We start from the raw sequence: 22,160 nt of genomic DNA on the forward strand, positions 1-22,160 counted from the left end.
GTGGAAGAAATGGCGCCGACAGTGGTTCGCGACCATTCCGTCGTGTACGCCCCGCGAATTCAGGACCTGCTGGCCCGGGAAGAGAAGGTATTCCGGATCGACGCGACCACGGTCGGCGTCTCCGATTGCCAGCTGATGGCCGAGATCGTCGCGGCGCGCCCCGTGCTGTCGACGGAACGCTCGGTCTACAAGCCCGCCGCAGGCGCCGACATCCACCACGACAGCGCGACCCGGACGATCCGCGCGCTGGGGCAGGACGTCATGGCGGGCATCCGGAATCCGCCGCCGCCGGCGCGCGGGCTGTCCGGCGCCTGGCCCTACGCGTCCACCTCCTACCTTCGCCGGTGGCTGTTCGCCTCCGACCCCCTGCCGGTCTCCCTGCTGTCGAAGCGTGGCATCACCCGCTCCGACACCCTCTCCCGGATCGTCGACCACGCCGTCGCCGCCTGGCCGGGATCCGGCCCTGACGGCAGTTCCACCGCGCTGGCCGAGCTGATCCGCAATGCCTCCGGCACCCTGGAGCGGAAGCAGGCCATCGCCATGTACCGGCGGGCGACGGCCACCCTGTGCGACGGCGTGGCGGCCCTGGCCGGCAACGCCCTGTGGCTCATGGGACCGGCGCGGGAGCAGGAGGAGGCCCGCGCCGACCTTCCCCCGGTCCTGTGGGAGACCCTGCGACTGCTCCCGCCCGCGTGGATGCTGTACCGCAAGGGCGGGGACGCGTACACCGAGCTGCATCCCGAGATCCGCCCCGAGGACAACGTCGCGCTCTTCCCGCTCCTGATGCATCGTCATCCCGACTACTGGGCCGACCCGATGGAGTTCCGGCCCGAGCGGTGGGCCGGGGTCGCGGACCCGGAGAAGACGCCCGGGTTCATGCCGTTCGGGTTCGACGGCGCCCGCTGCTGGGCCAAGCACCTGATCGTGCCCCTGGCCGAACGCCTGCTGACCGTCGCCTTCGACAACCGGCTCGTCATCCGCAGCCCGCGGCAGGACGCGGAAGTCCCCCTGCGCTCCCTGCTCTCCGTACGGTTCGAGGCCGAAGCCGGAGCCTGACCCGGGGGCCGACGCTTCCGGCCGCACGCACCGAACACCCTGACACCACGGGAAACACCATGGAATCGCCCACGCTGGCCGGCTGGGTCGGCGACGTCAAGGCCTTCACCGGCCGCCAGTGGCAGCGCGAGCCCGCGGTCTTCACGCCGGAGACCCTCGCCGCGCCGTTCGACCTCGACGCGTTGGACGCCGCCTTCGACGGCGGACTGCTGCGCACCCCCTACCTGGAGATGGTCCGCTCCAACAAGGTCACCGTCCCGCCCGCCGCCTACACCACGTCACGCGTGGTCAACGGCACGACGTACGACGGCTTCGCCGACCGCACGAAGGTCGTCGGACTCCTGCAGGCCGGGGCGACGCTGCTGCTGCGCTGCGTCGACCAGTGGCACCGCCCGACGGGCGATCTGGTGGCGCGGTTGTCCGAGGAACTCGACCGGCGCGTGGAGGCGTTCTTCTTCGTCACGCCCGCCGGCGGTCAGGGTCTCGCGGTGCACCGCGACGACGCCGACGTGTTCGTCCTCCAGGTGGCCGGACGCAAGACCTGGTACGTCCACGACGCCCCGACGGTCGCGGACTGGTCGCCGGGAGAGCTCCCGGACGACGAGCACTCCCCGCGGCTCCTGCACAGCGTCCTCGAACCCGGCAGCGTGCTCTACGTCCCGCGTGGCTACGCCCACCACGCGGTGGGCGCCGCCGGACTGTCCGCCCACCTGTCGCTGACGATCCGCGACATCTCCCTCCAGGACCTGCGCACGGCCCTGGAGCACTGCTTGTCCGAAGGGCTGGACCTCCCGCCGCGCCCGCTGGGCGAGGCCGCGATCGCCGACGCCTGCGCCACGTTGCTCGGCCACGTCCGGGCGAAGCTCGACACGATCGAACCGGAGGACGTACGGCTCGCCGCCCGGGCCGCGCAGGCGCGGCGACCGGTCGCGACGCCTCAGGCGCATCCCCAGACGCTCGCCGAGACGGCCCGGAACTGGGAGACCGACGGGCCCGGCGCCAGGCTCACCGGACTGGCCTCCGTCGGCCGCACCTGGCGCAGGCTACGCGGCGGCGCGGAACGCCCCGCGCGCTGACGCGGCGGCCCAGCGCGCCCAGGGTACCGGTGGTGGCGTACAGCGCCAGCGCCCCGAACACGCCCGCCAGTGCCTGGCAGACCAGCAACAGCGCGGTGGACGTCCGGTCGGCCGCCCAGGCCAGCGCCAGCGCACGGCGTACCAGGTGCGGCAGGCGGCGCAGCATCGCGCTCGCCGACATCGAGGCGCCGGCCTCGGCCCGGCGGTCGCCGGGGAACCGCAGGTGCAGCTCCTCGTCGTGCTCCTGCTCCTGTCGTGGTCGGGGCATCTCCGGTTTCGCGATCTGCTCGGACACAGTGCTCCCTGTTCCCTCGTACGGCGGCCGGTGGCCGGTAGCCGGTGGCCGCAGCGGATCCGCACGCGGGCAGCCCTCAGCGCCGGGTGGGCGTGGTGGGGCGGCAGCGGTGCCGATGGGCACGTGCGAAGGGCGGGCTGCCGGTGCGGACCCCGATCCTGGCAGCGGTCCGCGGGGCCGTCCGGCGTGTCCCGGCGGGTCTCACTCGATCCGGGCGAATCCGTGTCGGCGACGGCGAGTTGGTGGCAATCGATCACCGGAGGGGTTCGCGATGTTCGATTCGAGGGCAGGCCGCAGCGCGCTGCGGGCATGCGATCCGACGATCACAGGAACCCCCCGCCCCGGCACGGGATGTGCCGGAACGGGGGGTCGGGCGCGGGTCGGGTCAGGCGCGGGTCGGGGGGTGGAGGGCGAGGAGGGACGGGGTGGTGGCAGGGGCCGCGAGGCGGAGGAGGCCGTGGCCGATGCCGGCGAGGCCGACCATGAGGGAGGGGCTGTGGGCGCCCTGCGGGAGGCCGCAGATCCAGCCCCGGGTGTCGAGGTCGTCGAGGGTGGACTGCGCCTGGCGGAGGGCGGCCGCGCGCCATGGGCCGCCGGCCAGGAGGAGGGGTTCGAGGTTGCCGAGGTCGCCGTGGCAGAGCGAGAAGTTGTGGCCGAAGCCCTCGCCCAGCACGGTGGTGAGCGCGGTGTCGCGTTCGGCGAGGAGCAACTCATCCTCGCCGGACAGGAGTTCGGCGAGTTCGGTGCGGGCCAGGGAGATGCCGGCGGCGCCGTGGCACCAGAGGGTGGGGTAGAAGGGGGCGCCGGGGCCGCCGTCCTCGCGGACGTCGCGCCAGTTGGCGGCGGCCCGGTCGAACAGGGTGCGTTCGTACGCGACTGCGGCGAGGGCGAGTCGGGGCAGCCGCGGGTCGCCGAGGCGGTGGCCGGCCCGGGCGAGCGCCCAGGCGATGCCGGAGCCCCCGTGGGCGAAGCCGGCCAACGGACGGGCGGCGGTACCGGCGAGGGAGGCGGGCAGCCAGCCGACGCCGCCTTCGGGGTGCGGGGCGGCGGCCTGTGCGAGGCGCTCGGCGCAGACGGCGAGGGCGTCGGTGACCGCGGGCCCCGGGCGGACCGCCTCCCAGGCGAGTAGCCCGCCGATGGTGCCGGCGTTCCCGGCGATGAGGTCGTGCTGGGCGTCCTCGGCGGCGGTGCCGGCGATCCGGGAGACCACCAGGGCCCCCAGGGCGTCGAGTTCGGCGTCCTGGTGGTGGGCCGCGAGGTGGGCCAGCGCGTAGAGCACCCCGCCGGTACCGGCCAGGCCGCCGCCCAGGCGGTCGGCGCGCCGCCGGACCTGGTGCCGGAGCGTCACCTCCGCGGCGGTGGCCGCCTGCCGGTGCTCCCGCTCCCCGGTGGCCGTGGCGAGCTGGTGCAGGAAGAGGGTGACGCCGGCCGTCCCGCTGTAGAGGTCGGGGCCGAGTTCGGCGGGCGCCCAGCGACCGGGCGGGGCCCAGTTGGGGCCGACCCAGGCGAGGTCGGCGCTCCCCCGGTAGGCCTCGCGGAGCAGCTGCCCGCCGGCTTCGACGGCCTTGGCGAGGGCGCGGGCGGCGAGGTCCTCGGCCGGCTCGCCGGGCCTCGCGGCACGGACCGCCACCGGGCGGCGGCGCGGCTCGCGGGCGCCGTCCGCAGTGGTCACCGACAGGCGCAGCAGCTGCAGTTGGCGGGTCAGGTCCTCCTCCCCGAGGACGTCCGCCTTGGCGAGGGCGAGGTCGAGTGCGGGCCGGTCGGTGACGCCGGGGATGACGGCGCCGGTGGAGGAGCGGGCGTCGACGCCGTCGGGGCGGATGGTGAACACCGGGACGTCGCCGCGCCAGAGGTCGGCGCGTTCGTGGTCGACGTAGGCGAGCGCGTGCTCCTCCCAGGCGGCGAGCGCCCAGAGCCGGTCGAGGTGGCGGTCCTGGTCGAGGCCGTCGCGGAGCAGGTCGGGGTGGCAGGCGGTGCTGGAAAGGCTGCGGTACTCGAAGGTGTCGCGACGCAGCATCCTGGTCTCGTCGGCGGCGAACGCCTTGATGAGGTCGCGGAGTTGGTCCTTGTGGGCGGCAAGCAACCGATAGGCCTCGGTGAAGCCGGCTTCGAGTTCGCCGACGTGGTCGGCCAGCCGCAGCGGCTGTCCGGCCGGGACGGGCCGGCTGTCGGGCGCCACGACGGGCATCCGGCGGTACTCCAGCCGGAGCCGGTCGGTGCCCTGGTCGACCAGGACGGGCGCCGGACGGGGCGGCAGGCTGTCCGGGTCCCAGCCGAGGGCGGAGAGGTCGGTGCCGCCGTTGCCCTCGTCCCACATCCGTTCGGGCAGCAGGCCGGAGCGCAGGACGGAGTGCCGGGCCTGGTGGCGGGCGAGCCGTTCGGACTCGGAGAGCTCCTTGGCGGGTTCGGGCAGGTCGGGGTGGAGCAGTGCCTCCAGGTCGATCAGTACGGGCTGGTCGCGGACGGCGAGCAGGTTCTGGGCGTGGCAGTCGACCGCGTCCAGCACGTACAGCAGCGCGGCGAGCGTCCCGGCGCGGTGGTAGAAGGCGCTCAACTCGGCGCCGTCACGGGCCGGTTCGGCGGTGACGTAGGCGACCCAGCCGTAGCCGTCGCGGGCCAGGTGGGCGAGGTCGTGCAGCGGCAGCCGCAGTCGCGGGTTGAGCCAGCGCAGGAGGTGCTGGAAGTGGGTCTCGGCGCCGAGCGGGCGCGGCTTGTAGACGATCCGGGTGCCGTGTCCGAAGCGCAGGGCGCTGACGGTGGCGCCGCCGCGGTGCGGGTCACCGAGGCCGGTGGCGAGTTCGGTGAGCCGGCCGAGCGGGCGGCCGCCGGCGAAGGTGCGGGCGAGGGCGGGAAGGTCGGCGGCGAGGCGGCGGTAGAGGGTGAGGCAGGTGGCGGTCCACTGCTCGGCACCGACGCTGAGCCGGTACGCCAACACCGGGTACTCCGTCAGGAGTCGGAGCGCCCGCTCGGGTTCGGTGAGCCGGTCGAGGAAGTCCCGGTAGCGCTGCTCGGGGGTGTCGCCGGTCAACTCGCCGCCCAGGCGGGCGATGTGGAGTTCGGTGATGACGGTGCGGACGGCGGTCGCGTGCGCGGCGGCGGTGAGCGCGGGCAGGACGAGGGCGGTCAGCTCCTCGGGGGTGCCGAGGTCGGCCAGCGGCAGGGCGGCGAGGCCGGTGCGCAGGCGGTCGCGGGCGTCCGCGAGCAGCGGGCCGGCGAGCCGGGCGAAGGCGTGCTCCTCGGGGAGGTCGAGGGTGAGGTCGAGGGCGGGCCCGGCCTCGAAGGCGGCGGCGAGGCGTTCGGCCCACGGCGGCGTGCCGAGGCGGTCGGCGAGCGCGTCCGGGTCCTCGGCGAGCAGGGCGCGCAGCCCGTCCGGGTCGAGGCCGTCGGCGGCGAGGCGGCGCTCGAACCAGCCGTCCCGGTCGAAGGGCGGTTGGGCGCGCCAGCGGTCGAGGATCCGGCCGGCCCGTTCCGGGTCCTTCCCGGCGGCGCCGGGCCGGGGCCCCCGGTCGGCGAGCGGGAGGGCCCGGGCGGCGGCCCGGCGGAGTTCGGACGCGTCAACCACGGGCGGTGCGGCCTCTCTGTACTTGGCTGAAGGCGGGGCAGCGGGTGGGGCGCCCCGGCGGTGCTGCCGCGGCGCGGCGGTCGGGTCGTGCGTCCACGGCGCGGGCTCCGGCGGTGCGGCCGGGGCCCGCGCCGCGGACGGCGGGCTCAGAAGCTGCAGACCTGGCCGCAGCTGCTCCAGCCGCCACAGGTGCCGGACTGCACCGCGGCGGTCACGTAGACCTCGTCCGACAGGTCGCCGGCCGGGTGGACCTGGTGGCCCTGGCCGAGGGTGAGCCGGTAGTCCTCGTCCTTGAGCGCGCGGACCTGCTCAGCCGTGGGCTGCATGGTGCCTCCTTCAGACGGTCGGGTCTGGCACGGTCGTGCCGGGTCGGGATCCTGACACCGCCACACCCGTCACACCAGGGGCGTGCAGCGCAGCGGGCCAAATTTCGGCCAGGATCGAAATAGTGTCGATGTCGCCCACCGGGGTCCCGTTCCCCAGGCCGGGCCCGTGCCCCGGGCGGCCCGTCGGCCCTCCTGCCCCGGTACACCTGTCCGGAATCCTGGCGGTGGCGGGCACCCGAACCGGGGCCCACGTTTGAACGGCCGGGCCCCGGGCATTCCGCGCCGACGGTCGCTCCTGTGGCCGGCCCGGGCACCGAGGGTCACGATGGAACCCGGCACCCCGGCCCCGGCCTCGGCCCGATCGGAGCGCGATGAGCGACCAGCACAACGTCGTCCTGCTGACCTTCCCGGACGCCGCCGCGTGGCGGCCGGCCTTCGACGAGGCGCAGCACCTGCCGGGCCTGCGGCAGGTGGCGGCCCTGGAACGCAGCGCCGACGGCCTGCTGGAGGCCAAGGACGCCTTCACCCGGGGCGCGGGTGTGGCCACCGTCGGCTCCGGCGTCCTCGGCGGCCTGGTGGGACTGCTCGGCGGGCCGATCGGCGTCCTGCTCGGCTTCGCGGCGGGTGCGGCGCTCGGCAACGCCGCCGAGGAGGGCCGGGCGACGGAGGGCGGCGCCGGGCTGATCATGCTCTCGCCCCGGGTCCCGGACGGCGGCGCGCTGCTCGTCCTGGAGCTGCGGGAGTCCTCCCCCGACCCGGCCGACGAACTGGCCGCCCGGCACGGGGCCACGGTCGAACGGATCGACGCGCACACCTTCACCGAGCAGGTCCGGGCCGCCGAACACAAGGCGGAGGGAGACGGGACGGACGAGGGCCGGACGGGCGAGCAGCGGACGGGCGAGGACAAGGCCGCCGGGGACGGCTGACCCGCCCCCACCCCGCCCGCCGCTACTCCGCCCGCAGTGCGTCCACCGTCCGTGCCCGGCCCGCCCGGACCGCGGGCAGCAACGCCCCGAGCACCGCGATCAGCACCCCACCGAAGCCCAGCAGCACCAGCCCCGGAGTGCCGAACACGTCGAGCGCCGAGGCCGGGAAGCGAAGTCCCGCGCTGTGCCCCATCGCGGGCACGGTCAGCCGGTGCAGCACCAGCCCCACCGGCAGACCGATCGCGCCACCGACCGCGCCGACCAGGACCACCGAGGTGAGCACCGCACCCACGCTCTGCGCCGGGGTCATGCCGAGCGCCTTGGTGACGCCCATGGCCCGGGTCCGCTCCCGGATCTCCAGCACCACGGTGTTGAAGACGCCGAGTCCGGCGACCAGGACCAGGAGCGCGGTCAGCGTGGCGGTGAGCGAGTTCAGGGCCGCGATGGAGTCGCTGGAGCCGTGCGACCCGCCCGCCTCGGCGGTCATCCGTACCGGGGCGAGGGCGGCACCGAGGGCCGTGGCGTAGACGGCGCGGTCGGTGCCGGGCTTCAGCCCGACGAACCAGAAGTCCGGGCGCGGGGCGGCGCCGGGCGGGTAGCTGGCGGCGTCGGTCAGCAACTCGTTGGTCTGCACGTGCGGGTCGAAGACCTCGCCGACGATCCGGACGGTGACCGCCCTGCCGTGGGACGTGAAGGTCACCTGGTCGCCCAGCTTCACCGAGGCCTCGGTGAGGAAGGTCGCCGGGGCGACGGCCTCGCCCGGGCCCCGGTACCAACGCCCGGAGACCATCCGGTAGCCCGCCCCGGTCGCGTCGCCGTCGAAGGCGGTCACCGTGGTGCTGCCCGCCACTCCGGGGACCGTCACGTCCTCGGTGCCGTTGCCGAAGTAGTCGGCCGTGCCCGGCTGGGCGGTCAGGGCGGCGATGACGTCGGCCCGGTCGGCCGCGGCGGGCATCGCGGGGGGTGTCGCCCCGGGCGGGCCGGCGGGCCGCTGCGGGTGCACGACGATGTCCGCGTGGTCGCGGTTCTTCGCCTCCTGCACCCACGTCATCGTTCCGCCCATGCCCACCGCGAAGACCGCGGCCGCCGTGCCGAACAGCACGGCCGCGAGCATCCCGGCGGCCCGGGCCGGGCGGGCGAAGGGCTGGGCGAGGCCGAGGCTGAGCGGCCGGGGCAGCGGCAACCGGGCGGCGAGCCCGGCGGCGCGGGCGGCGGCGACGTCCCGCCGGGTGCCGCCCGCCGTACGGCCGACGGCCAGCGCGTCCACCGTTCGCAGCCGTCCGGCGCGGGCGGCGGCCGCCCAGGCGACCAGCGCGACGGCGGCGAGGGTGCCGCCGGCCACCGCCACGTCCACCCAGGGGGCGATGCCCGAGGTCGTGGTGCCGTACAGCTGGCCTGTGGTGGCGAGCACCGGGACGGTGAGCAGGTTGCCCGCGACCACGCCCAGCAGGGTGCCGACGGTGGCCGGGATCAGCGCCTGGGCGACGTACGCGCGGACCACCTGGGCGGGGGTGCAGCCGAGTGCCTTGAGCACCCCGATCCGCCGGGTGGCGGTGCTGACGGCGCCGGCCACCACGTTCCCGGCCACCAGCACCGACATCGCCATGCCGAGCAGGCCGAAGGCGACCATGAAGGGCAGGAACAGCGCGGTGTTGCGGTCCGATCCCTGCTTGGCGGTGAGCCAGGACTGGGCGCCGGTGAGCGCCCCGGCGGGCGCGGCGGCGACGACGGCGGCCCGGTCGGCGGCCACCGCGTCGGCGGTGCCGGCCTGCCTGAAGCGGTAGAGCATCTGGTAGCCGGGGGTGCTGCCGGGCGCGGTGAGGGCGGGGACGGCGTCGGGCGTCACCCAGGCGTCGGCGGTACGGCTGACGGACCGGGCGAGGCCGACGACCGTCAGCGTGGGCGCTCCCGGCAGGGCGGGCAGGCGCAGCGTGCCGCCGAGCTCCACACCCGGGTTCCCGTACCTGGCGTCGAGCACCACCTCGCCCGGCCGCGTCGGCCAACTCCCTTGCAGGAGGTCGACCTTGTCGACGTCACCGGCGGCCTGGGCGCGGCCGGCGACGGTCATCGGCGACATCGTCACCCCCGCCGGGACCTGCGAACCGGGGCCCGGCTCGGGGGCGACGGTGACGGTGCGGAAGGGGCCGGCGGCGGCCGTCACCCCGGGGGCGTGCGCGGTACCGGCGAGCTGATCGGCGTGCGCCCGGGCGCCGTCGAATTGCGCGGTGAGGTGGGCGCCGTGCTGGCCGTCGAAGGCCTGGCCGAAGGGGTCCTCGGAGGCGACCAGCAGCGAGCCGCCGAGCACGGAACAGGTGGTGGCCACCAGCGCGGCCAGCCCCACCGCGACCGACTGCGTCCGACGCCTGCGGACACCTGCGCGCACGACCCTGCCCAGCGCACTCATGCCGCCGCCGCCGAGTCCGACGCGACGCGGCCGTCCCGCATCCGGACGGTGCGGGTGGCGCAGTCCTCGGCCAGCTTCAGGTCGTGGGTGACGATGAGGATCGTCTGGCCGTCCTCGTGCAGCTCGCGGAACAGCTCCTTGACGTCCTCGCCGGAGGCCGAGTCCAGCGCGCCGGTCGGCTCGTCGGCCAGCAGCAACGGCGGATTGTTCATCAACGCCCTTGCCACCGCGACACGTTGACGCTCGCCGCCGGACAGTCGGGCCGGGTGGGCCCGGGCGTGCCGGTCGATGCCGAGCGACTCCAGCAGTTCGGCGGCCCGGCGCCGGGCCTCAGCGCGCGGGACACCGGCCAGTTCGCCCGCGAGCACCACGTTGTCGGCCACGGTGAGGTCGTCCAGCAGGTTGAAGAACTGGAAGACCATGCCGATCGTGCCGCGCCGGTAGCGGGCGGAGGCCGCCTCGTTCAGCCGGTCCACCCGGACCCCGGCCACGGTGACCGTCCCGGCGCTCGGCCGGTCCAGCCCGGCCACCAGGTTGAGCAGGGTGGACTTCCCGCTGCCGGACGGGCCGAGCACGGCCACCGACTCCCCCTCCCGCACGCTCAGCGTGACCTCGTCGAGGGCCGTCCGGGCGCCCTCGTAGTGGCGGCTCACGCCGCTCAGTTCGATCACCGGTGTGGTGCTCATGCCCGTTCCGTCCCCTGCCGTTTCGCTCGCCTCTGCCGAGGTGGTCGGGAAGAACGTACGGACGGGCGCGCCGGGCCCGCGTCCGCCGCCCGCGCCATGTTCCGTACCGCGTCGGACGGACACCGCGCCGGGTCATCCTTCCGAGGTAGTCGCCGGGTGGAGCGGACGACCGCCGAACCGGGGCTGTTCGCGGCGGCACCCGGCCCGCCAGAATGTCCCGGTGATCAATCTCCCCCGGACGGACCGGCTGAGCGCGGCGGCCCGCCTCACCGGCGACCCGAGCGCCGACCCGCCGCCCCGGCCGACCCGGCGCGGCCGGGTGTTCGACGTCGCGCTGGCACTGTTCCTGGCCTGCGTCGCCGGCCGCTACGTGACCACCGCGTCAGGGCCGCACGAGACCTCCTGGCGGGGGCTGATGCTGCTGGTGCCGCTCGTGCCGCTGCCGCTGGCGCTGCGCCGCCGCTTCCCGCTGGCCGTGCTGTGGACGGTGCTGCCGGCCGCCCTGCTCATTCGGCACCAGTCCGCGGACATCGCCTACTCGGCGGGCGTGGTCGTCATCATCGCCGCCTACAGTGCCGCCGCGTACGGGCGCCGCCCCCGGCTGATGCTGCCGAGCCTGCCGGCGGCCGCCGCGGCCCTGGTGGTGCTCTTCGACGACGCCAAGCTGCCGCACTTCCCGAACTCGGTGATCGCCCTGCTGGTCCTGGTACCGGTGTTCGCGGTCGCCTACGAACTGCGGATGTGGCGCCGCCGGGTGGAGGATGGACGCCGGCGGCTGTCCGCCCTGGAGCGCGCGCAGCTGGCCGCGCTGGAGCGCGCTGTGGAGCTCGAACGGGCACGTATCGCCCGGGAGTTGCACGACGTGGTGACGCACAACGTGAGCATGATGACGATCCAGGCCGGGGCCGCCCGCAAGATCCTGGACACCGCCCCGGACAAGGCCCGTGAGGCGATGGCCGCGGTGGAGCGCGGCGGACGCGCGGCGATGACCGAACTTCGGCACGTCATGGGCCTGTTGACGATCGACTCGGAAACCGGTGACGACCCGGCCGCGACCGCCGACCTCAGCCCGCAGCCGGGGCTGGGCCGGCTGGACGCGCTGGTCGACGGCGTCCGGCAGGCCGGGCTGCCGGTCGAGCTGACCGTCACCGGCGAGCGCCGGGCCGTCCCGCCCGGGGTCGAACTCGCCGCCTACCGCGTGGTCCAGGAGGCGCTCACCAACACCGTCAAGCACGCGGGCGGCGCGGACGCCGCGGTGACCGTCGAGTACGCCCCCGACCACCTGCGGGTGGAGGTCACCGACACCGGCGGCCGCCCCACCGGCGCCGCCGCCACCGGCAACGGACACGGCCTGATCGGCCTGCGCGAACGCCTCGCCGTCTACGGCGGCACCCTGCACACCGGCCCCCGGCCGCGCGGCGGCTACCGCGTCAAGGCCCTGATCCCCCTGGAGAGTTCATGACCGGCGAGCAGACGGCTGGCGCACCGACGACAGCGGCGCCGAACGCGGGAGCGCCGCTGCGGGTGGTCGTCGCCGACGACCAGTCCCTGGTCCGGACCGGGTTCCGGCTGATCCTCGAATCGGAGGGGATCGAGGTGGTCGCCGAGGCCGAGGACGGCGGCCAGGCCGTCGCAGCCGTCCGCCGGACCCGCCCGGACGTCGTCCTGATGGACATCCGGATGCCCGGCCTGGACGGCCTGGAGGCCACCCGCCGGATCCTCGCCGACGCCGGCCCGACGGGCCACCCACCGCGGGTGATCATGCTGACCACCTTCGACCTCGACCAGTACGTCTACGCCGCGATGGCGGCCGGAGCGAGCGGCTTCCTGCTCAAGGACGTCACCCCGGAGCACCTGGCCGCCGCCGTCCGGCTGGTCCGCACCGGCGATGCCCTGCTCGCCCCGGCCATCACCCGCCGCCTGGTCGAGCGCTTCGCCCGCCCGGACGCCCCCGCCACCGCCCTGCACCGCGAACTGGCCGCGCTCACCCCGCGCGAACGGGAGGTGATGGGCCTGCTCGCCCGCGGCCTGAGCAACGCCGAGCTCGCCGCCCGGCTCCAGCTCTCCGAGGCGACGGTCAAGACGCACGTGGCCCGGATCCTCGGCAAGCTGAACCTGCGGGACCGGGCCCAGGTGGTGGTCGCCGCGTACGAGACCGGGCTGGTCAGCGTCGGCGCGGGGCCGGGCCCGCAGTAGCCCGCAGTAGCCCGCAGTAGCCCCGGGCACGGCATTGGCCCGGGGGCGTACGCCCCCGGGCCAATGCCGGCGCCGGGCTTCGGGCCGTCCGATCCGTCGGCCGGTCCGAAGCCGCGGCGATCAGACGAGATCGATCAGACGAGGTCGAACCGGTCCAGGTTCATGACCTTGACCCAGGCCGCGACGAAGTCCGCCACGAACTTCTCCTTCGCGTCGTCGCTCGCGTAGACCTCGGCGACGGCGCGCAGTTCGGAGTTGGAGCCGAAGACCAGGTCGGCCCGGCTGCCGGTCCACTTGAGCGCGCCGGTCTCGGCGTCCCGGCCCTCGAAGGTGTGCGCGTCCGCCGAGGTCGCCTTCCAACTCGTGTCCAGGTCCAGCAGGTTGACGAAGAAGTCGTTCGTCAGGACCTCGGGCGTCCCGGTGAGGACGCCGAGCGGGGACTGCTGGTGGTTGGCGCCCAGCACGCGCAGACCGCCGACCAGGACGGTCAGCTCGGGCGCGCTCAGGTTCAGCAGGTTCGCCTTGTCGAGCAGCAGGTACTCGGCCTGCAGCCGGTTGCCCTTGCCCACGTAGTTGCGGAAGCCGTCCGCGGCCGGCTCCAGCGCGGCGAAGGAGTCGACGTCGGTGAGCTCCTGCGGCGCGTCCACCCGGCCGGGCGTGAACGGCACCTCGACGTCGCGGCCGGCCGCCTTGGCCGCCTTCTCGACGCCGACGCCGCCGGCCAGCACGACCACGTCCGCCAGCGAGACCTGCTTGCCGCCGGCCCGGGCGTTGAACTCCTGCTGCACGCCCTCCAGGGTGCGCAGCACCGAGGCCAGCCGGTCCGGCTCGTTGACCTCCCAGCCGATCTGCGGCTGGAGCCGGATCCGGCCGCCGTTGGCACCGCCGCGCTTGTCACTGCCGCGGAAGGAGGAGGCCGCCGCCCACGCGGTGGACACCAGCTCGGACACCGAGAGGCCGGAGGCGGCGATCCGCTGCTTGAGGTCGGCGACGTCGGCCGCGTCGATCTGCTGGTAGGTGACCGCGGGAAGCGGGTCCTGCCACAGCAGTTCCTCGCTCGGGACCTCGGGGCCGAGGTAGCGGGCGACCGGGCCCATGTCGCGGTGGGTGAGCTTGAACCAGGCCCGGGCGAAGGCGTCCGCGAACTGGTCGGGGTGCTCCATGAAGTGCCGGGAGATCGGCTCGTAGATCGGGTCCAGGCGCAGCGACAGGTCGGTGGTCAGCATCGTCGGGGCGTGCCGCTTGGCCGGGTCGAACGCGTCCGGGACGGTGTCCGCGCCGGCGCCGTCCTTCGGCTTCCACTGGTACGCGCCGGCCGGGCTCTTGGTGAGCTCCCACTCGTAGCCGAACAGCGTCTCGAAGAAGCTGTTGTCCCAGGTCGTCGGGGTGGCGGTCCAGGCGCCCTCCAGGCCGCTGGTGATCGCGTCCGGGCCCTTGCCGGTGCGGAAGGTGCTCTTCCAGCCGAGGCCCTGCTGCTCCAGCGGGGCGGCCTCGGGGTCGGGGCCGACGTTGTCCGCCGGGCCGGCGCCGTGGGTCTTGCCGAAGGTGTGGCCGCCGGCGATCAGCGCCACCGTCTCCTCGTCGTTCATCGCCATCCGGTAGAAGGTCTCGCGGATGTCGCGGGCGGCGGCGATCGGGTCCGGGGTGCCGTTGGGGCCCTCCGGGTTGACGTAGATCAGGCCCATCTGGACGGCGGCGAGCGGGCTCTCCAGCTGGCGGTCGCCGGTGTAGCGCTCGTCGCCCAGCCAGGTGGTCTCCGGGCCCCAGTAGACGTCCTCGTCCGGCTCCCACTCGTCCACGCGGCCGCCGCCGAAGCCGAAGGTCTCGAAGCCCATGCCCTCCAGCGCGACGTTGCCGGCCAGGACCATCAGGTCGGCCCAGGAGAGGCTCCGGCCGTACTTCTTCTTCACCGGCCACAGCAGGCGGCGGGCCTTGTCGAGGCTGGCGTTGTCGGGCCAGCTGTTCAGCGGCGCGAAGCGCTGCTGGCCGCCGCCGGCACCGCCGCGACCGTCGCGGATCCGGTAGGTGCCCGCACTGTGCCAGGCCATGCGGATGATGAACGGACCGTAGTTCCCGTAGTCGGCCGGCCACCAGTCGTGCGAGGTGGTGAGGGCCGTCGCGATGTCGCGCTTCACGGTCGGCAGGTCGAGGGAACTGAACGCCGCGGCGTAGTCGAAGTCCGCACCGAGCGGGTTCGCCACGGCCGGGTTCTTGGCAAGGATCTTCAGGTTGAGCCGCTCCGGCCACCACTGGCGGTTTCCGCCGCCCTGGGTCGGATGCGGCGCGCGCCCGTGGGCCACCGGGCAGCCGCCCGTGCCCTCCGCCTGCGGCTCGGCAACGATCGGATCGTGGTTCTCAGACATGGGAATCCTTCCCTACAAGGCGGATCACGGTGTCTTCCTGCTACCCAGGCTATCGCCGGAGCCGATCCTACGATGGACGCAGTCCAAGTCAAGAAAGACACCAAACCCATATCCGATCGGGAACCGGAGAGAAGCCGATAACGGTTGATAAAATCCGGTCTTCCCATTGACCTGAATAGGTGAACCGATATGAGTGACCTGCTGGAGCGGCTGCGCGGGCGCGGCTGGCGCCTCACCTCCCAGCGGCGTGTCGTGGCGGAGGTCCTGGACGACGGCGAGCACGTTCACCTCACCGCCGACGAGGTCCACGCCAGAGCCGCCGAGCGCCTGCCCGAGATCTCCCGGGCCACCGTCTACAACACCCTCGGCGAACTGGTCACCCTCGGCGAGGTCACCGAGGTCTCCACCGACGGCCGCGCCAAGCGCTACGACCCCAACGCCCACCACCCCCACCAACACCTCGTCTGCACCGGCTGCGGCACCATCCGCGACGTCCGCCCCACCGGCAGCCCCCTCACCGACCTCCCCGCCGACCAGCGCTTCGGCTTCACCGTCACCGACGCCGCCGTCACCTACCGGGGACTCTGCCCGGCCTGCGCCTCCTGACCCCGACCGCCCGGCAGATCGGCGGGACGTGAGGCGCCGCGGTGGCGATCATCAGCTCGTCGCATCAGTCTGTCCTGAATGCGCCGTCACACCACGCACAGGCGTACCTTTCACGGTTCCGACGACCGGGCTCACGACACCCTGTTCACGCGCTCCTGATCGAGCGTCACCTCATCGACGCTACGGCAGCGCCGAGTGGCGCACCAGGGCTGCAGGGCGCGGGGGCGGCACGGTCTGCCTCGGTGTTGCCTTCGCGGCCCTCTCGCGCGGCGGCCCCCTGGTGCTATGGCTGGAGATCGAATACCCAGCGACAGGAGCTGCCATGAAACGCGAACGCGAACAGCCGGGGCGGCCCGCCCCCGCGCCCCGGGGCACCCCGACCCGGCCGCAGGCGCGGAACGCGTCCCCGGCGACCCGGAACTCCGTGCCCAGTCCGGACCTGCTCGCGACGCTGCAACGCACCCTCGGCAACGCGGCGGTGGCACGGCTGGTGCAGCGCTCCTCCGTGCACCGGGGGCTCGACCCGCAGGGACAGCCGCTCGCACCCTCGCCGCGTGACGCCGAGGCCGACGCCGTCCGCGCGGTGTCCGGCCCGGTACCGGCGCACGGTGCGCACGCCACGGAGACGGCCCCCGCCGGCGGGCGGGGCGGCGAGGCGGCCGTCCAGCGCACCCTGGCGCCGGGGCTCCCGAAGGGGACTGCCGTCGTCAAGCACGAGGACGACGGGGACAGTCCGGTGAAATACGAGATCAGCGGGTTCGGTTTCGGGTCCTATCTGATCGTCGACGAAGCCGGCAAGAAGGTTCGCGCGTCCCCCGTCGCCAAGGAATGGGGAACTGAAGAAGGTCGCGAGGAGTCCCGCAGGAACTACACGGCCGCCCGCGAGAAGGAGCTGGATCCGGCGGCCGTCGCCGCCAAGCAGAAGCAGGCGGACCTCGATCTCGGCGAGAACTACCTCAGCGCGGACTACCGCCGGATCAATCCGCTGCTGGCGGCCCTCGGGGCGGTCGGCTACGGCCCTGCCGAGATCGCGAGCCCCGACTTCTCCTTCCAGTCGAAGGAGGCGGAGGTCCTTGAGGCATGGCGCAAGGTGGCCATCGCGCGGGGCTACGCGGACGAGATCAGCACGGAGGGGTGGGACACGAAGCACCTCCGGGACACCTTCGAGATCTTCCGGCGGATCAACGGCGTGTGGGGTGACTTCTCGAAGCCGTCCGCGAATTCGGAGGGGAAGGTGCTGCGTGGCGACAGTAAGCACCTGTACGACTCGTTCGGCGGCATCCTGAAGCCCGACGACCACCCGGACGGCGGCTACGTCACGGTCAACAAGACGATCGCATGGCCGGCGATCCTGTCGACCACCTACGGCGATCCGCTGACCCACTCGTACGTGGCGGGCAAGGACATCGTGTGGGAATTCAGCCTGCCGGACGAACACCAGGGAAGGTCGCTCGGCCGGAACAACCAGTCCGAGCAGGAGATGACCTTCCCCCTCGGCACCAGGATCGACGTCAAGCAGATTCTCGTCCGGAGGGGCAAGTACCAGACCGAGAAGACGCAGAAGTACGGCGAGAGCGCCACCGTGATCGTGTTCGCCGACATCCTCTGACAGGTCGGCGGTGGCCGCCGCCGGGTGGCCTCTCCGATCAGCTCGTCGCGGCCCAGGAGAGGAGGAGGCGCAGGGCGTCGTCGGATGGGGTGGCGGGGTCGGGGGTGTAGGTGATGAGGGCCTGACCGGGGTCGTCGGCGGGGCGGAGGGTGTCGTAGGCGAGGTCGAGGGCGCCGGCGATGGGGTGGTGGAAGAGCTTGCGGCCGGAAGTCTTGTCGGCGACCGGGTGTTCGGCCCAGAGTTGACGGAACTCCTCACTGTGGACGCAGAGTTGGCCGACGAGTTCGGCGAGGAGGGGGTCGTGGGGGCGGCGGCCGGCTTCGAGGTGGAGGAAGGCGACGTTCTCCCGGGCGCAGGCCGTCCAGTCTCCGTAGAGTTCGCGCGAGGCGGGGTCGAGGAAGGTGCTGCGGGCGATGTTGCGGTCCTCGGGCGGGAGGGCGCCGTAGTCGCCGAAGAGGACGGCGGCGGCGCGGTTCCAGGCGAGGACGTCCATCCGGTGACCCATCACCAGGGCCGGGGTGTGGTCGAGTTGCTCCAGCAGGCGCAGCAGGGAGGGGCGGGGCTGCTGCGGGGCCGTGCGCCGGCGCGGGGTGCGGTGGGTGGGGCGGGCCAGGCGGTGGAGGTGGCCGGACTCGTCGGGGGCCAGTTGGAGGGCGCGGGCGACGGCGTCGAGGACGGCCTCGGACGGGTTGCCGACGCGGCCCTGTTCGAGCCGGGTGTAGTAGTCGACGCTGACACCGGCGAGGTGGGCGAGCTCCTCCCGGCGGAGCCCGGCGACCCGGCGTCGGCCGCCGTAGTCGGGCAGGTCGACGTCCTCGGGCCGCAGCTGGGCGCGGCGGGTGCGGAGGAACTCGCTCAGGGCGCTGGTCGGGTTCATACGGATGATTCTCACCCGTGGACGGGACGCCGTGCCTGGCCCTGCCAGGACCAGGCACGGCGTCCGAGCACGATCAGGCACGGCGCCCGAGCGCAGCCAGGCACGGCCAGGGCTCAGCCGGCGACGGCCTGGACCGCGGGGACGAGACCGCCGTCGATGACGATGTCCTGCGAGGTGATGTAGGAGGAGCGGTCGGAGAGCAGGAAGACGACGGTCTCGGCGACGTCCTCGGCCCGGCCGAGGCGGCCCAGCGGGATGCGGGCGCGGATCGGCTCGTGGGCGGCCGGGTCGGGGATGGCCGCGTGGAACATCTCGGTGGCGATGAAGCCGGGGCTGACCGAGTTGACCCGGATGCCGCGCCCGGCGAGGCCGGTGCCGAGGGTGCGGGCGAGGCTGAGGACCGCCGCCTTGGTCGCGGCGTAGACCGGGGCGTCGGGCAGGCCACGGTGCGGGGTCCAGGAGGCGTTGAGGACCACGGAGCCGCCACCGGCCGCCTCCAGCAGCGGCAGGGCGTGCTGGACGGTGAAGAAGACGCCCTTGAAGTTGACGTCGACGGTGTGGTCGAAGTCTCCCTCCGTGACGTCGGCGGCGGGCTGGAAGACTCCGACGCCCGCGTTGGCGAACACGCCGTCCAGCGTGCCGTGGCGTTCCCGGACGGTGTCGGCGAGCCGGGCGAGGTCGGCCGGGACGGCGACGTCGGCGCGGACGGTGAGCAGGCGGTCGCCGCCGGCCGGTTGTTCGGCGGTCAGCTGTTCGGCGGCGCGGGCGAGCCGGGCGTCGTCACGGCCGGTGATGACCACCTGGGCGCCGGCGGCGAGGAGGAGGCGGGCGGTGGCGAGGCCCATGCCGCTGGTGCCGCCGGTGACGAGGACGGTGCGGTCGGCGAATTCCCGGGAGGGGGCGTTGTCGGTCATGGGCCTCACTCTCCCGACGGCCGCCGGGGTGGGACCAGGCCCGGCTCGACCCTGGGTCCGGCAGGACCACCCTGCGTCCGGAAAAGCCGCCGTGCCACCGGGAATCGGAGCGGCCACCGGACGGTTGGGCCAAGGCGACGGGCTTGACGACCATCCGGTACTCGCACGAGGGGATCTCCCATGAAGATCGGCATCATCGGCGCAGGCAACATCGGCGGCAACCTGACCCGGCGGCTGACGGCGCTCGGGCACCAGGTCTCGGTGGCCAACTCGCGCGGTCCGCAGTCACTGGCCGCGCTGGTCGAGGAGACGGGTGCGACGGCCGTGCCGGCCGCCGAGGCGGCGCGCGGGGCACAGGTCGTGGTGGTCACCGTGCCGCTGAAGAACGTGCCCGACCTGCCCGCCGGGCTGCTGGCCGGCGCGGCGGAGGGCGTCGCGGTGATCGACACCGGCAACTACTACCCGCAGCAGCGCGACGGCCGGATCGACGCGATCGAGGACGACGGGGTGACCGAGAGCCGCTGGACGGAGCAGCACCTCGGCCACCGGGTGGTGAAGGCCTTCAACGGCACCTACGCGCAGGACCTGCTGGAGCGCCCGCGCCCGGAGGGCGACCCGGAGCGGATCGCCGTGCCGGTGGCGTCGGACGACGAGGCGGCCAAGCGCGTGGTGCGGGCGCTGATCGACGAGTTGGGCTTCGACACGGTGGACGCGGGCGGGATCGACGAGTCCTGGCGCCAGCAGCCCGGCACGCCGGTGTACGGGCTGCGCGCCGGGGTGGCGGCCGTCACCCGGGCGCTCGCGGAGGCGTCTCCGGAGCGCCCGGCTGACCACCGGGCGTAAGGTCCTGGCCCCGGGCCGGCCAGAAGGCCCGTCCCCTCAGCCGATGCGGCGGGCACCCTCGGCCGGGACGGCGGTGAGGGTGCGCGGCGCGGCGTAGCCGGCGGCCCGGAACGCGGTGGTGACGGCGGCGGCGACGGTGTCGGCGGCCGGTGCGTCGACGAGGGCGATGACCGAGCCGCCGAAGCCGCCGCCGGTCATCCGGGCACCGTGGGCGCCGGCGGCGAGGGCGGCCTCGACCGCGAGGTCGGTCTCCGGGCAGGAGACCCGGTAGTCGTCGCGCAGCGAGGCGTGCCCGGCGGTGAGGATCGGGCCGAGCGCGGCGAGGTCGCCGGCGTCCAGGCGGGCCACGGCGGCCGTGACCCGCTCGTTCTCGGTGACCACATGCCGCACCAACGGCCTTAGCTGTTCCGGCAGTTGGGCCAGCGCGGCCGGCAGCGCAGCCGTCCCGAGGTCGCGCAGGGCGGGCAGCCCGAGCAGTGCGGCCGCCCGTTCGCAGCCGGCCCGCAGGGCGGCGTAGGCGCCGTCACCGAGGTCGTGCTTGACCCGGGTGTCGAGGACGAGCAGGGTGAGTCCGGCGCCGGCCAGGTCGATCGACACGTGACGCATCGCCAGGTCTCGGCTGTCCAGGTGCAGGGCGGCGCCGGCGCGGCAGCACATCGAGGCCATCTGGTCCATGATCCCGCAGGGGACGCCGACGAAGGCGTTCTCGGCCCGCTGCGCGATCAGGGCCAGTTCGGCCGCCGACAGCCCCAGCCCGTACAGGTCGTCGTACGCGACCGCGACGGCGCACTCCAGGGCGGCCGAGGAGGACAGCCCGGCGCCGCCGGGCACGTCGCTCTCCAGTCGGAACTCCGCTCCGCCGACCTCGTGCCCGGCCTCGCGCAGCGCCCACACCACGCCGGCCGGGAAGGCCGCCCAGCCGGGCACCGAGCCCGGGGCGAGGTCGGCGACCCGGAGTTCCGCGACCGTGTCGTCGCCCTGAGCCGACCAGAGCCGCAGCGCGCCGTCGTCGCGGCGCCGAGCCTGGGCACGGACGGCCTGCGGGAGGGCGATCGGCAGCACGAACCCGAGGTTGTAGTCGGTGTGTTCGCCGATCAGGTTGACCCGGCCGGGGGCGGCCCACTCCCCCTCGGGGGCGTGGCCGTACAGCTCCTCGAAGGTGTTCACAGGGCTACCTCTCGCAGCCGGCGGGCCGCATCCTCGGGGGTGACGTCGTTGACGAAGGCGTCCATGCCGGATTCGACCCCGGCCAGGAACTTCAGTTTGTCGGCGGTGCGCCGGATGGTGAACAGCTCCAGGTGGAGGGCGAGTTCGTCCTCCTGCCCGGCGGGCGCCTGGTGCCAGGCGGAGATGTAGGGGGTGCGGCCGCCGCCGAAGAGACGGTCGAAGCGCCGCAGCAACTCCAGGTAGAGGGCGGGGAATTCGGCGCGCTGCGGCTCGTCGAGGCCGGTCAGGTCGGGCACCCGGCGGTGCGGGTAGAGGTGCACCTCGTACGGCCAGCGGGCGGCGAAGGGGACGAAGGCCGTCCAGTGCTCGCCGGCGAGCACCACCCGGTCGCCGTGGGCGCGTTCGGCGGCGAGGAGGTCGTCGAAGAGGCTGCGGCCGGTGGCAGCGCGGTGTTCGACCGCGCGCGCGGCCATCCGGGCGGTGCGCGGGGTGGTGAACGGGAAGGCGTAGATCTGGCCGTGCGGGTGGGCGAGGGTGACGCCGATCTCGGCGCCGCGGTTCTCGAAGCAGTAGACCTGCCGGACGCCGGGGAGGGCGGAGAGTTCGGCGGTGCGGTCGGTCCACGCGTCGAGGACCAGGCGGGCCCGCTGTTCGTCGAGGTCGGCGAACGAGGCGTCGTGGTCGGCGGTGAAGCAGACCACCTCGCAGCGCCCGGTGCCGGGGCCTGCGGTCCACAGGCCGCCGTCCGGCTCGACGGGCGCACCGAACGCGCCGGGCACGCCGGGACCGTCCGCACCGAGCTCACCCGTACCGGCCAGCGAGGGGAAGCGGTTCTCGAAGACGGCCACCTGGTAGTCGTCGGCGGGGATCTCGCTGAGCCGGCCGTCCCGGGAGGGGCAGAGCGGACACTCCTCGGCGGGGGGCTGGTAGATGCGGGCCTGGCGGTGCGCGGCGACGGTGACCCAGGCTCCGGTGGCCGGGTCGAGCCGGACCTCGGAGCCGTGGGCCGGCGGGTCGAGCGGGCGCCGGTCGACGGCGTCCCGGGGGACGGCCTCGCCGCCGTCGTAGTAGATCAGCTGACGCCCGTCCGCGAGTGTGGTCACGGTCTTGGCGGTGGGCTGGGTCAGAGTCCCGGCCATGGCCTTCTTCCCTCTATCCGACATGAAACAACAATATCCAACATTATCCATCAGGCCTGGTTGTCCGGAAGGGGTCCGCGCCTGCCATGATGGCGGTGACCGCGGCCCGTGACCC

At 74.2% G+C, this 22,160-nt stretch carries 18 protein-coding genes; 8 read left to right on the forward strand and 10 right to left on the reverse strand.

Going from position 1 to position 22,160, the window contains the following annotated elements; all coding sequences use genetic code 11:
- Window positions 1-42 precede the first annotated feature (42 nt).
- Together ACIO5E_RS27690 and ACIO5E_RS27695 are read left to right on the forward strand one after the other, a co-directional pair.
- Window positions 43-1,056, forward strand: a complete 1,014-nt coding sequence (locus ACIO5E_RS27690) for a cytochrome P450 (RefSeq protein WP_400672766.1) — start codon at window positions 43-45, stop codon at window positions 1,054-1,056.
- 59 nt (window positions 1,057-1,115) lie between these two features.
- The gene (locus ACIO5E_RS27695) at window positions 1,116-2,132 is read left to right on the forward strand and encodes a JmjC domain-containing protein (protein ID WP_400672769.1); all 1,017 of its coding nucleotides are present in this window, start codon (window positions 1,116-1,118) and stop codon (window positions 2,130-2,132) included.
- Here the strand turns inward: ACIO5E_RS27695 and ACIO5E_RS27700 are convergent.
- From ACIO5E_RS27700 to ACIO5E_RS27710, 3 genes are all read right to left on the reverse strand, one after another.
- Window positions 2,062-2,427, reverse strand: coding sequence for a hypothetical protein (locus tag ACIO5E_RS27700; protein ID WP_400672772.1), 366 nt, complete (start codon window positions 2,425-2,427; stop codon window positions 2,062-2,064). The genes ACIO5E_RS27695 and ACIO5E_RS27700 overlap by 71 nt on opposite strands.
- A gap of 385 nt (window positions 2,428-2,812) precedes the next feature.
- The gene (locus tag ACIO5E_RS27705; protein ID WP_400672773.1) at window positions 2,813-5,989 is read right to left on the reverse strand and encodes a type 2 lanthipeptide synthetase LanM family protein; all 3,177 of its coding nucleotides are present in this window, start codon (window positions 5,987-5,989) and stop codon (window positions 2,813-2,815) included.
- A gap of 146 nt (window positions 5,990-6,135) precedes the next feature.
- Entirely contained in the window at window positions 6,136-6,315 is a 180-nt protein-coding gene (locus ACIO5E_RS27710) for a hypothetical protein (protein WP_280680520.1), read from the reverse strand.
- A gap of 371 nt (window positions 6,316-6,686) precedes the next feature.
- Here ACIO5E_RS27710 and ACIO5E_RS27715 point away from each other — a divergent pair, with 371 nt between their 5' ends.
- Window positions 6,687-7,241, forward strand: a complete 555-nt coding sequence (locus tag ACIO5E_RS27715; protein ID WP_400672776.1) for a histidine kinase — start codon at window positions 6,687-6,689, stop codon at window positions 7,239-7,241.
- A 22-nt stretch (window positions 7,242-7,263) separates the two neighbouring features.
- Here ACIO5E_RS27715 and ACIO5E_RS27720 read toward each other — a convergent pair whose 3' ends face one another.
- Window positions 7,264-9,624 (reverse strand): FtsX-like permease family protein, encoded by a 2,361-nt coding sequence (locus ACIO5E_RS27720; protein WP_400672779.1) that lies wholly within the window; start codon window positions 9,622-9,624, stop codon window positions 7,264-7,266.
- A 17-nt stretch (window positions 9,625-9,641) separates the two neighbouring features.
- The gene (locus tag ACIO5E_RS27725) at window positions 9,642-10,331 is read right to left on the reverse strand and encodes an ABC transporter ATP-binding protein (protein ID WP_400672780.1); all 690 of its coding nucleotides are present in this window, start codon (window positions 10,329-10,331) and stop codon (window positions 9,642-9,644) included.
- Between the two features lie 220 nt (window positions 10,332-10,551).
- Here ACIO5E_RS27725 and ACIO5E_RS27730 point away from each other — a divergent pair, with 220 nt between their 5' ends.
- On the forward strand, window positions 10,552-11,793 hold the full coding sequence (locus tag ACIO5E_RS27730) for a sensor histidine kinase (RefSeq protein ID WP_400672782.1): 1,242 nt from the start codon (window positions 10,552-10,554) through the stop codon (window positions 11,791-11,793).
- Complete coding sequence (locus tag ACIO5E_RS27735) at window positions 11,790-12,527, forward strand: response regulator (protein ID WP_400672785.1); 738 nt, start codon at window positions 11,790-11,792, stop codon at window positions 12,525-12,527. Before ACIO5E_RS27730 ends, ACIO5E_RS27735 begins: the two co-directional genes overlap by 4 nt.
- A 134-nt stretch (window positions 12,528-12,661) precedes the next feature.
- On the opposite strand, the gene katG is transcribed toward ACIO5E_RS27735, so the two are convergent.
- Window positions 12,662-14,890 carry a catalase/peroxidase HPI gene (gene katG / locus ACIO5E_RS27740; RefSeq protein ID WP_400672787.1) on the reverse strand — a complete coding sequence of 743 codons (2,229 nt, stop codon included), beginning with the start codon at window positions 14,888-14,890 and terminating at the stop codon, window positions 12,662-12,664.
- A 189-nt stretch (window positions 14,891-15,079) separates the two neighbouring features.
- Between katG and ACIO5E_RS27745 the strand changes: the two genes are divergently transcribed.
- Both ACIO5E_RS27745 and ACIO5E_RS27750 read left to right on the forward strand, forming a co-directional pair.
- The gene (locus tag ACIO5E_RS27745; protein ID WP_400672790.1) at window positions 15,080-15,496 is read left to right on the forward strand and encodes a Fur family transcriptional regulator; all 417 of its coding nucleotides are present in this window, start codon (window positions 15,080-15,082) and stop codon (window positions 15,494-15,496) included.
- A 322-nt stretch (window positions 15,497-15,818) separates the two neighbouring features.
- The gene (locus tag ACIO5E_RS27750) at window positions 15,819-17,105 is read left to right on the forward strand and encodes a hypothetical protein (RefSeq protein WP_400672793.1); all 1,287 of its coding nucleotides are present in this window, start codon (window positions 15,819-15,821) and stop codon (window positions 17,103-17,105) included.
- Between the two features lie 37 nt (window positions 17,106-17,142).
- On the opposite strand, the gene ACIO5E_RS27755 is transcribed toward ACIO5E_RS27750, so the two are convergent.
- Together ACIO5E_RS27755 and ACIO5E_RS27760 are read right to left on the reverse strand one after the other, a co-directional pair.
- Entirely contained in the window at window positions 17,143-17,982 is an 840-nt protein-coding gene (locus ACIO5E_RS27755) for a helix-turn-helix domain-containing protein (RefSeq protein WP_400672796.1), read from the reverse strand.
- Between the two features lie 113 nt (window positions 17,983-18,095).
- Window positions 18,096-18,896, reverse strand: a complete 801-nt coding sequence (locus ACIO5E_RS27760) for an SDR family NAD(P)-dependent oxidoreductase (protein ID WP_400672798.1) — start codon at window positions 18,894-18,896, stop codon at window positions 18,096-18,098.
- Between the two features lie 180 nt (window positions 18,897-19,076).
- Here ACIO5E_RS27760 and ACIO5E_RS27765 point away from each other — a divergent pair, with 180 nt between their 5' ends.
- Window positions 19,077-19,739, forward strand: a complete 663-nt coding sequence (locus ACIO5E_RS27765; RefSeq protein ID WP_400672801.1) for an NADPH-dependent F420 reductase — start codon at window positions 19,077-19,079, stop codon at window positions 19,737-19,739.
- 36 nt (window positions 19,740-19,775) lie between these two features.
- Here ACIO5E_RS27765 and galK read toward each other — a convergent pair whose 3' ends face one another.
- Both galK and galT read right to left on the reverse strand, forming a co-directional pair.
- Window positions 19,776-20,906, reverse strand: coding sequence for a galactokinase (gene galK / locus ACIO5E_RS27770; protein ID WP_400672804.1), 1,131 nt, complete (start codon window positions 20,904-20,906; stop codon window positions 19,776-19,778).
- Window positions 20,903-22,045 (reverse strand): galactose-1-phosphate uridylyltransferase, encoded by a 1,143-nt coding sequence (gene galT, locus ACIO5E_RS27775; RefSeq protein WP_400672806.1) that lies wholly within the window; start codon window positions 22,043-22,045, stop codon window positions 20,903-20,905. Before galT ends, galK begins: the two co-directional genes overlap by 4 nt.
- Between the last annotated feature and the right edge of the window lie 115 nt (window positions 22,046-22,160).

The organism is Kitasatospora sp. NPDC087314 (assembly GCF_044744365.1).
Taxonomy (GTDB): Bacteria; Actinomycetota; Actinomycetes; order Streptomycetales; family Streptomycetaceae; genus Kitasatospora.

Excerpts from the sequence above, each read along its gene's own strand:
- ACIO5E_RS27745 (WP_400672790.1), top strand. The coding sequence starts at position 15,080 with ATGAGTGACCTGCTGGAGCGGCTGCGCGGGCGCGGCTGGCGCCTCACC.
- ACIO5E_RS27725 (WP_400672780.1), bottom strand. The coding sequence starts at position 10,331 with ATGAGCACCACACCGGTGATCGAACTGAGCGGCGTGAGCCGCCACTAC.
- ACIO5E_RS27695 (WP_400672769.1), top strand. The coding sequence starts at position 1,116 with ATGGAATCGCCCACGCTGGCCGGCTGGGTCGGCGACGTCAAGGCCTTC.
- galT (WP_400672806.1), bottom strand. The coding sequence starts at position 22,045 with ATGGCCGGGACTCTGACCCAGCCCACCGCCAAGACCGTGACCACACTC.
- katG (WP_400672787.1), bottom strand. The coding sequence starts at position 14,890 with ATGTCTGAGAACCACGATCCGATCGTTGCCGAGCCGCAGGCGGAGGGC.
- ACIO5E_RS27760 (WP_400672798.1), bottom strand. The coding sequence starts at position 18,896 with ATGACCGACAACGCCCCCTCCCGGGAATTCGCCGACCGCACCGTCCTC.
- ACIO5E_RS27750 (WP_400672793.1), top strand. The coding sequence starts at position 15,819 with ATGAAACGCGAACGCGAACAGCCGGGGCGGCCCGCCCCCGCGCCCCGG.
- ACIO5E_RS27710 (WP_280680520.1), bottom strand. The coding sequence starts at position 6,315 with ATGCAGCCCACGGCTGAGCAGGTCCGCGCGCTCAAGGACGAGGACTAC.
- ACIO5E_RS27765 (WP_400672801.1), top strand. The coding sequence starts at position 19,077 with ATGAAGATCGGCATCATCGGCGCAGGCAACATCGGCGGCAACCTGACC.
- ACIO5E_RS27735 (WP_400672785.1), top strand. The coding sequence starts at position 11,790 with ATGACCGGCGAGCAGACGGCTGGCGCACCGACGACAGCGGCGCCGAAC.
- ACIO5E_RS27755 (WP_400672796.1), bottom strand. The coding sequence starts at position 17,982 with ATGAACCCGACCAGCGCCCTGAGCGAGTTCCTCCGCACCCGCCGCGCC.
- ACIO5E_RS27715 (WP_400672776.1), top strand. The coding sequence starts at position 6,687 with ATGAGCGACCAGCACAACGTCGTCCTGCTGACCTTCCCGGACGCCGCC.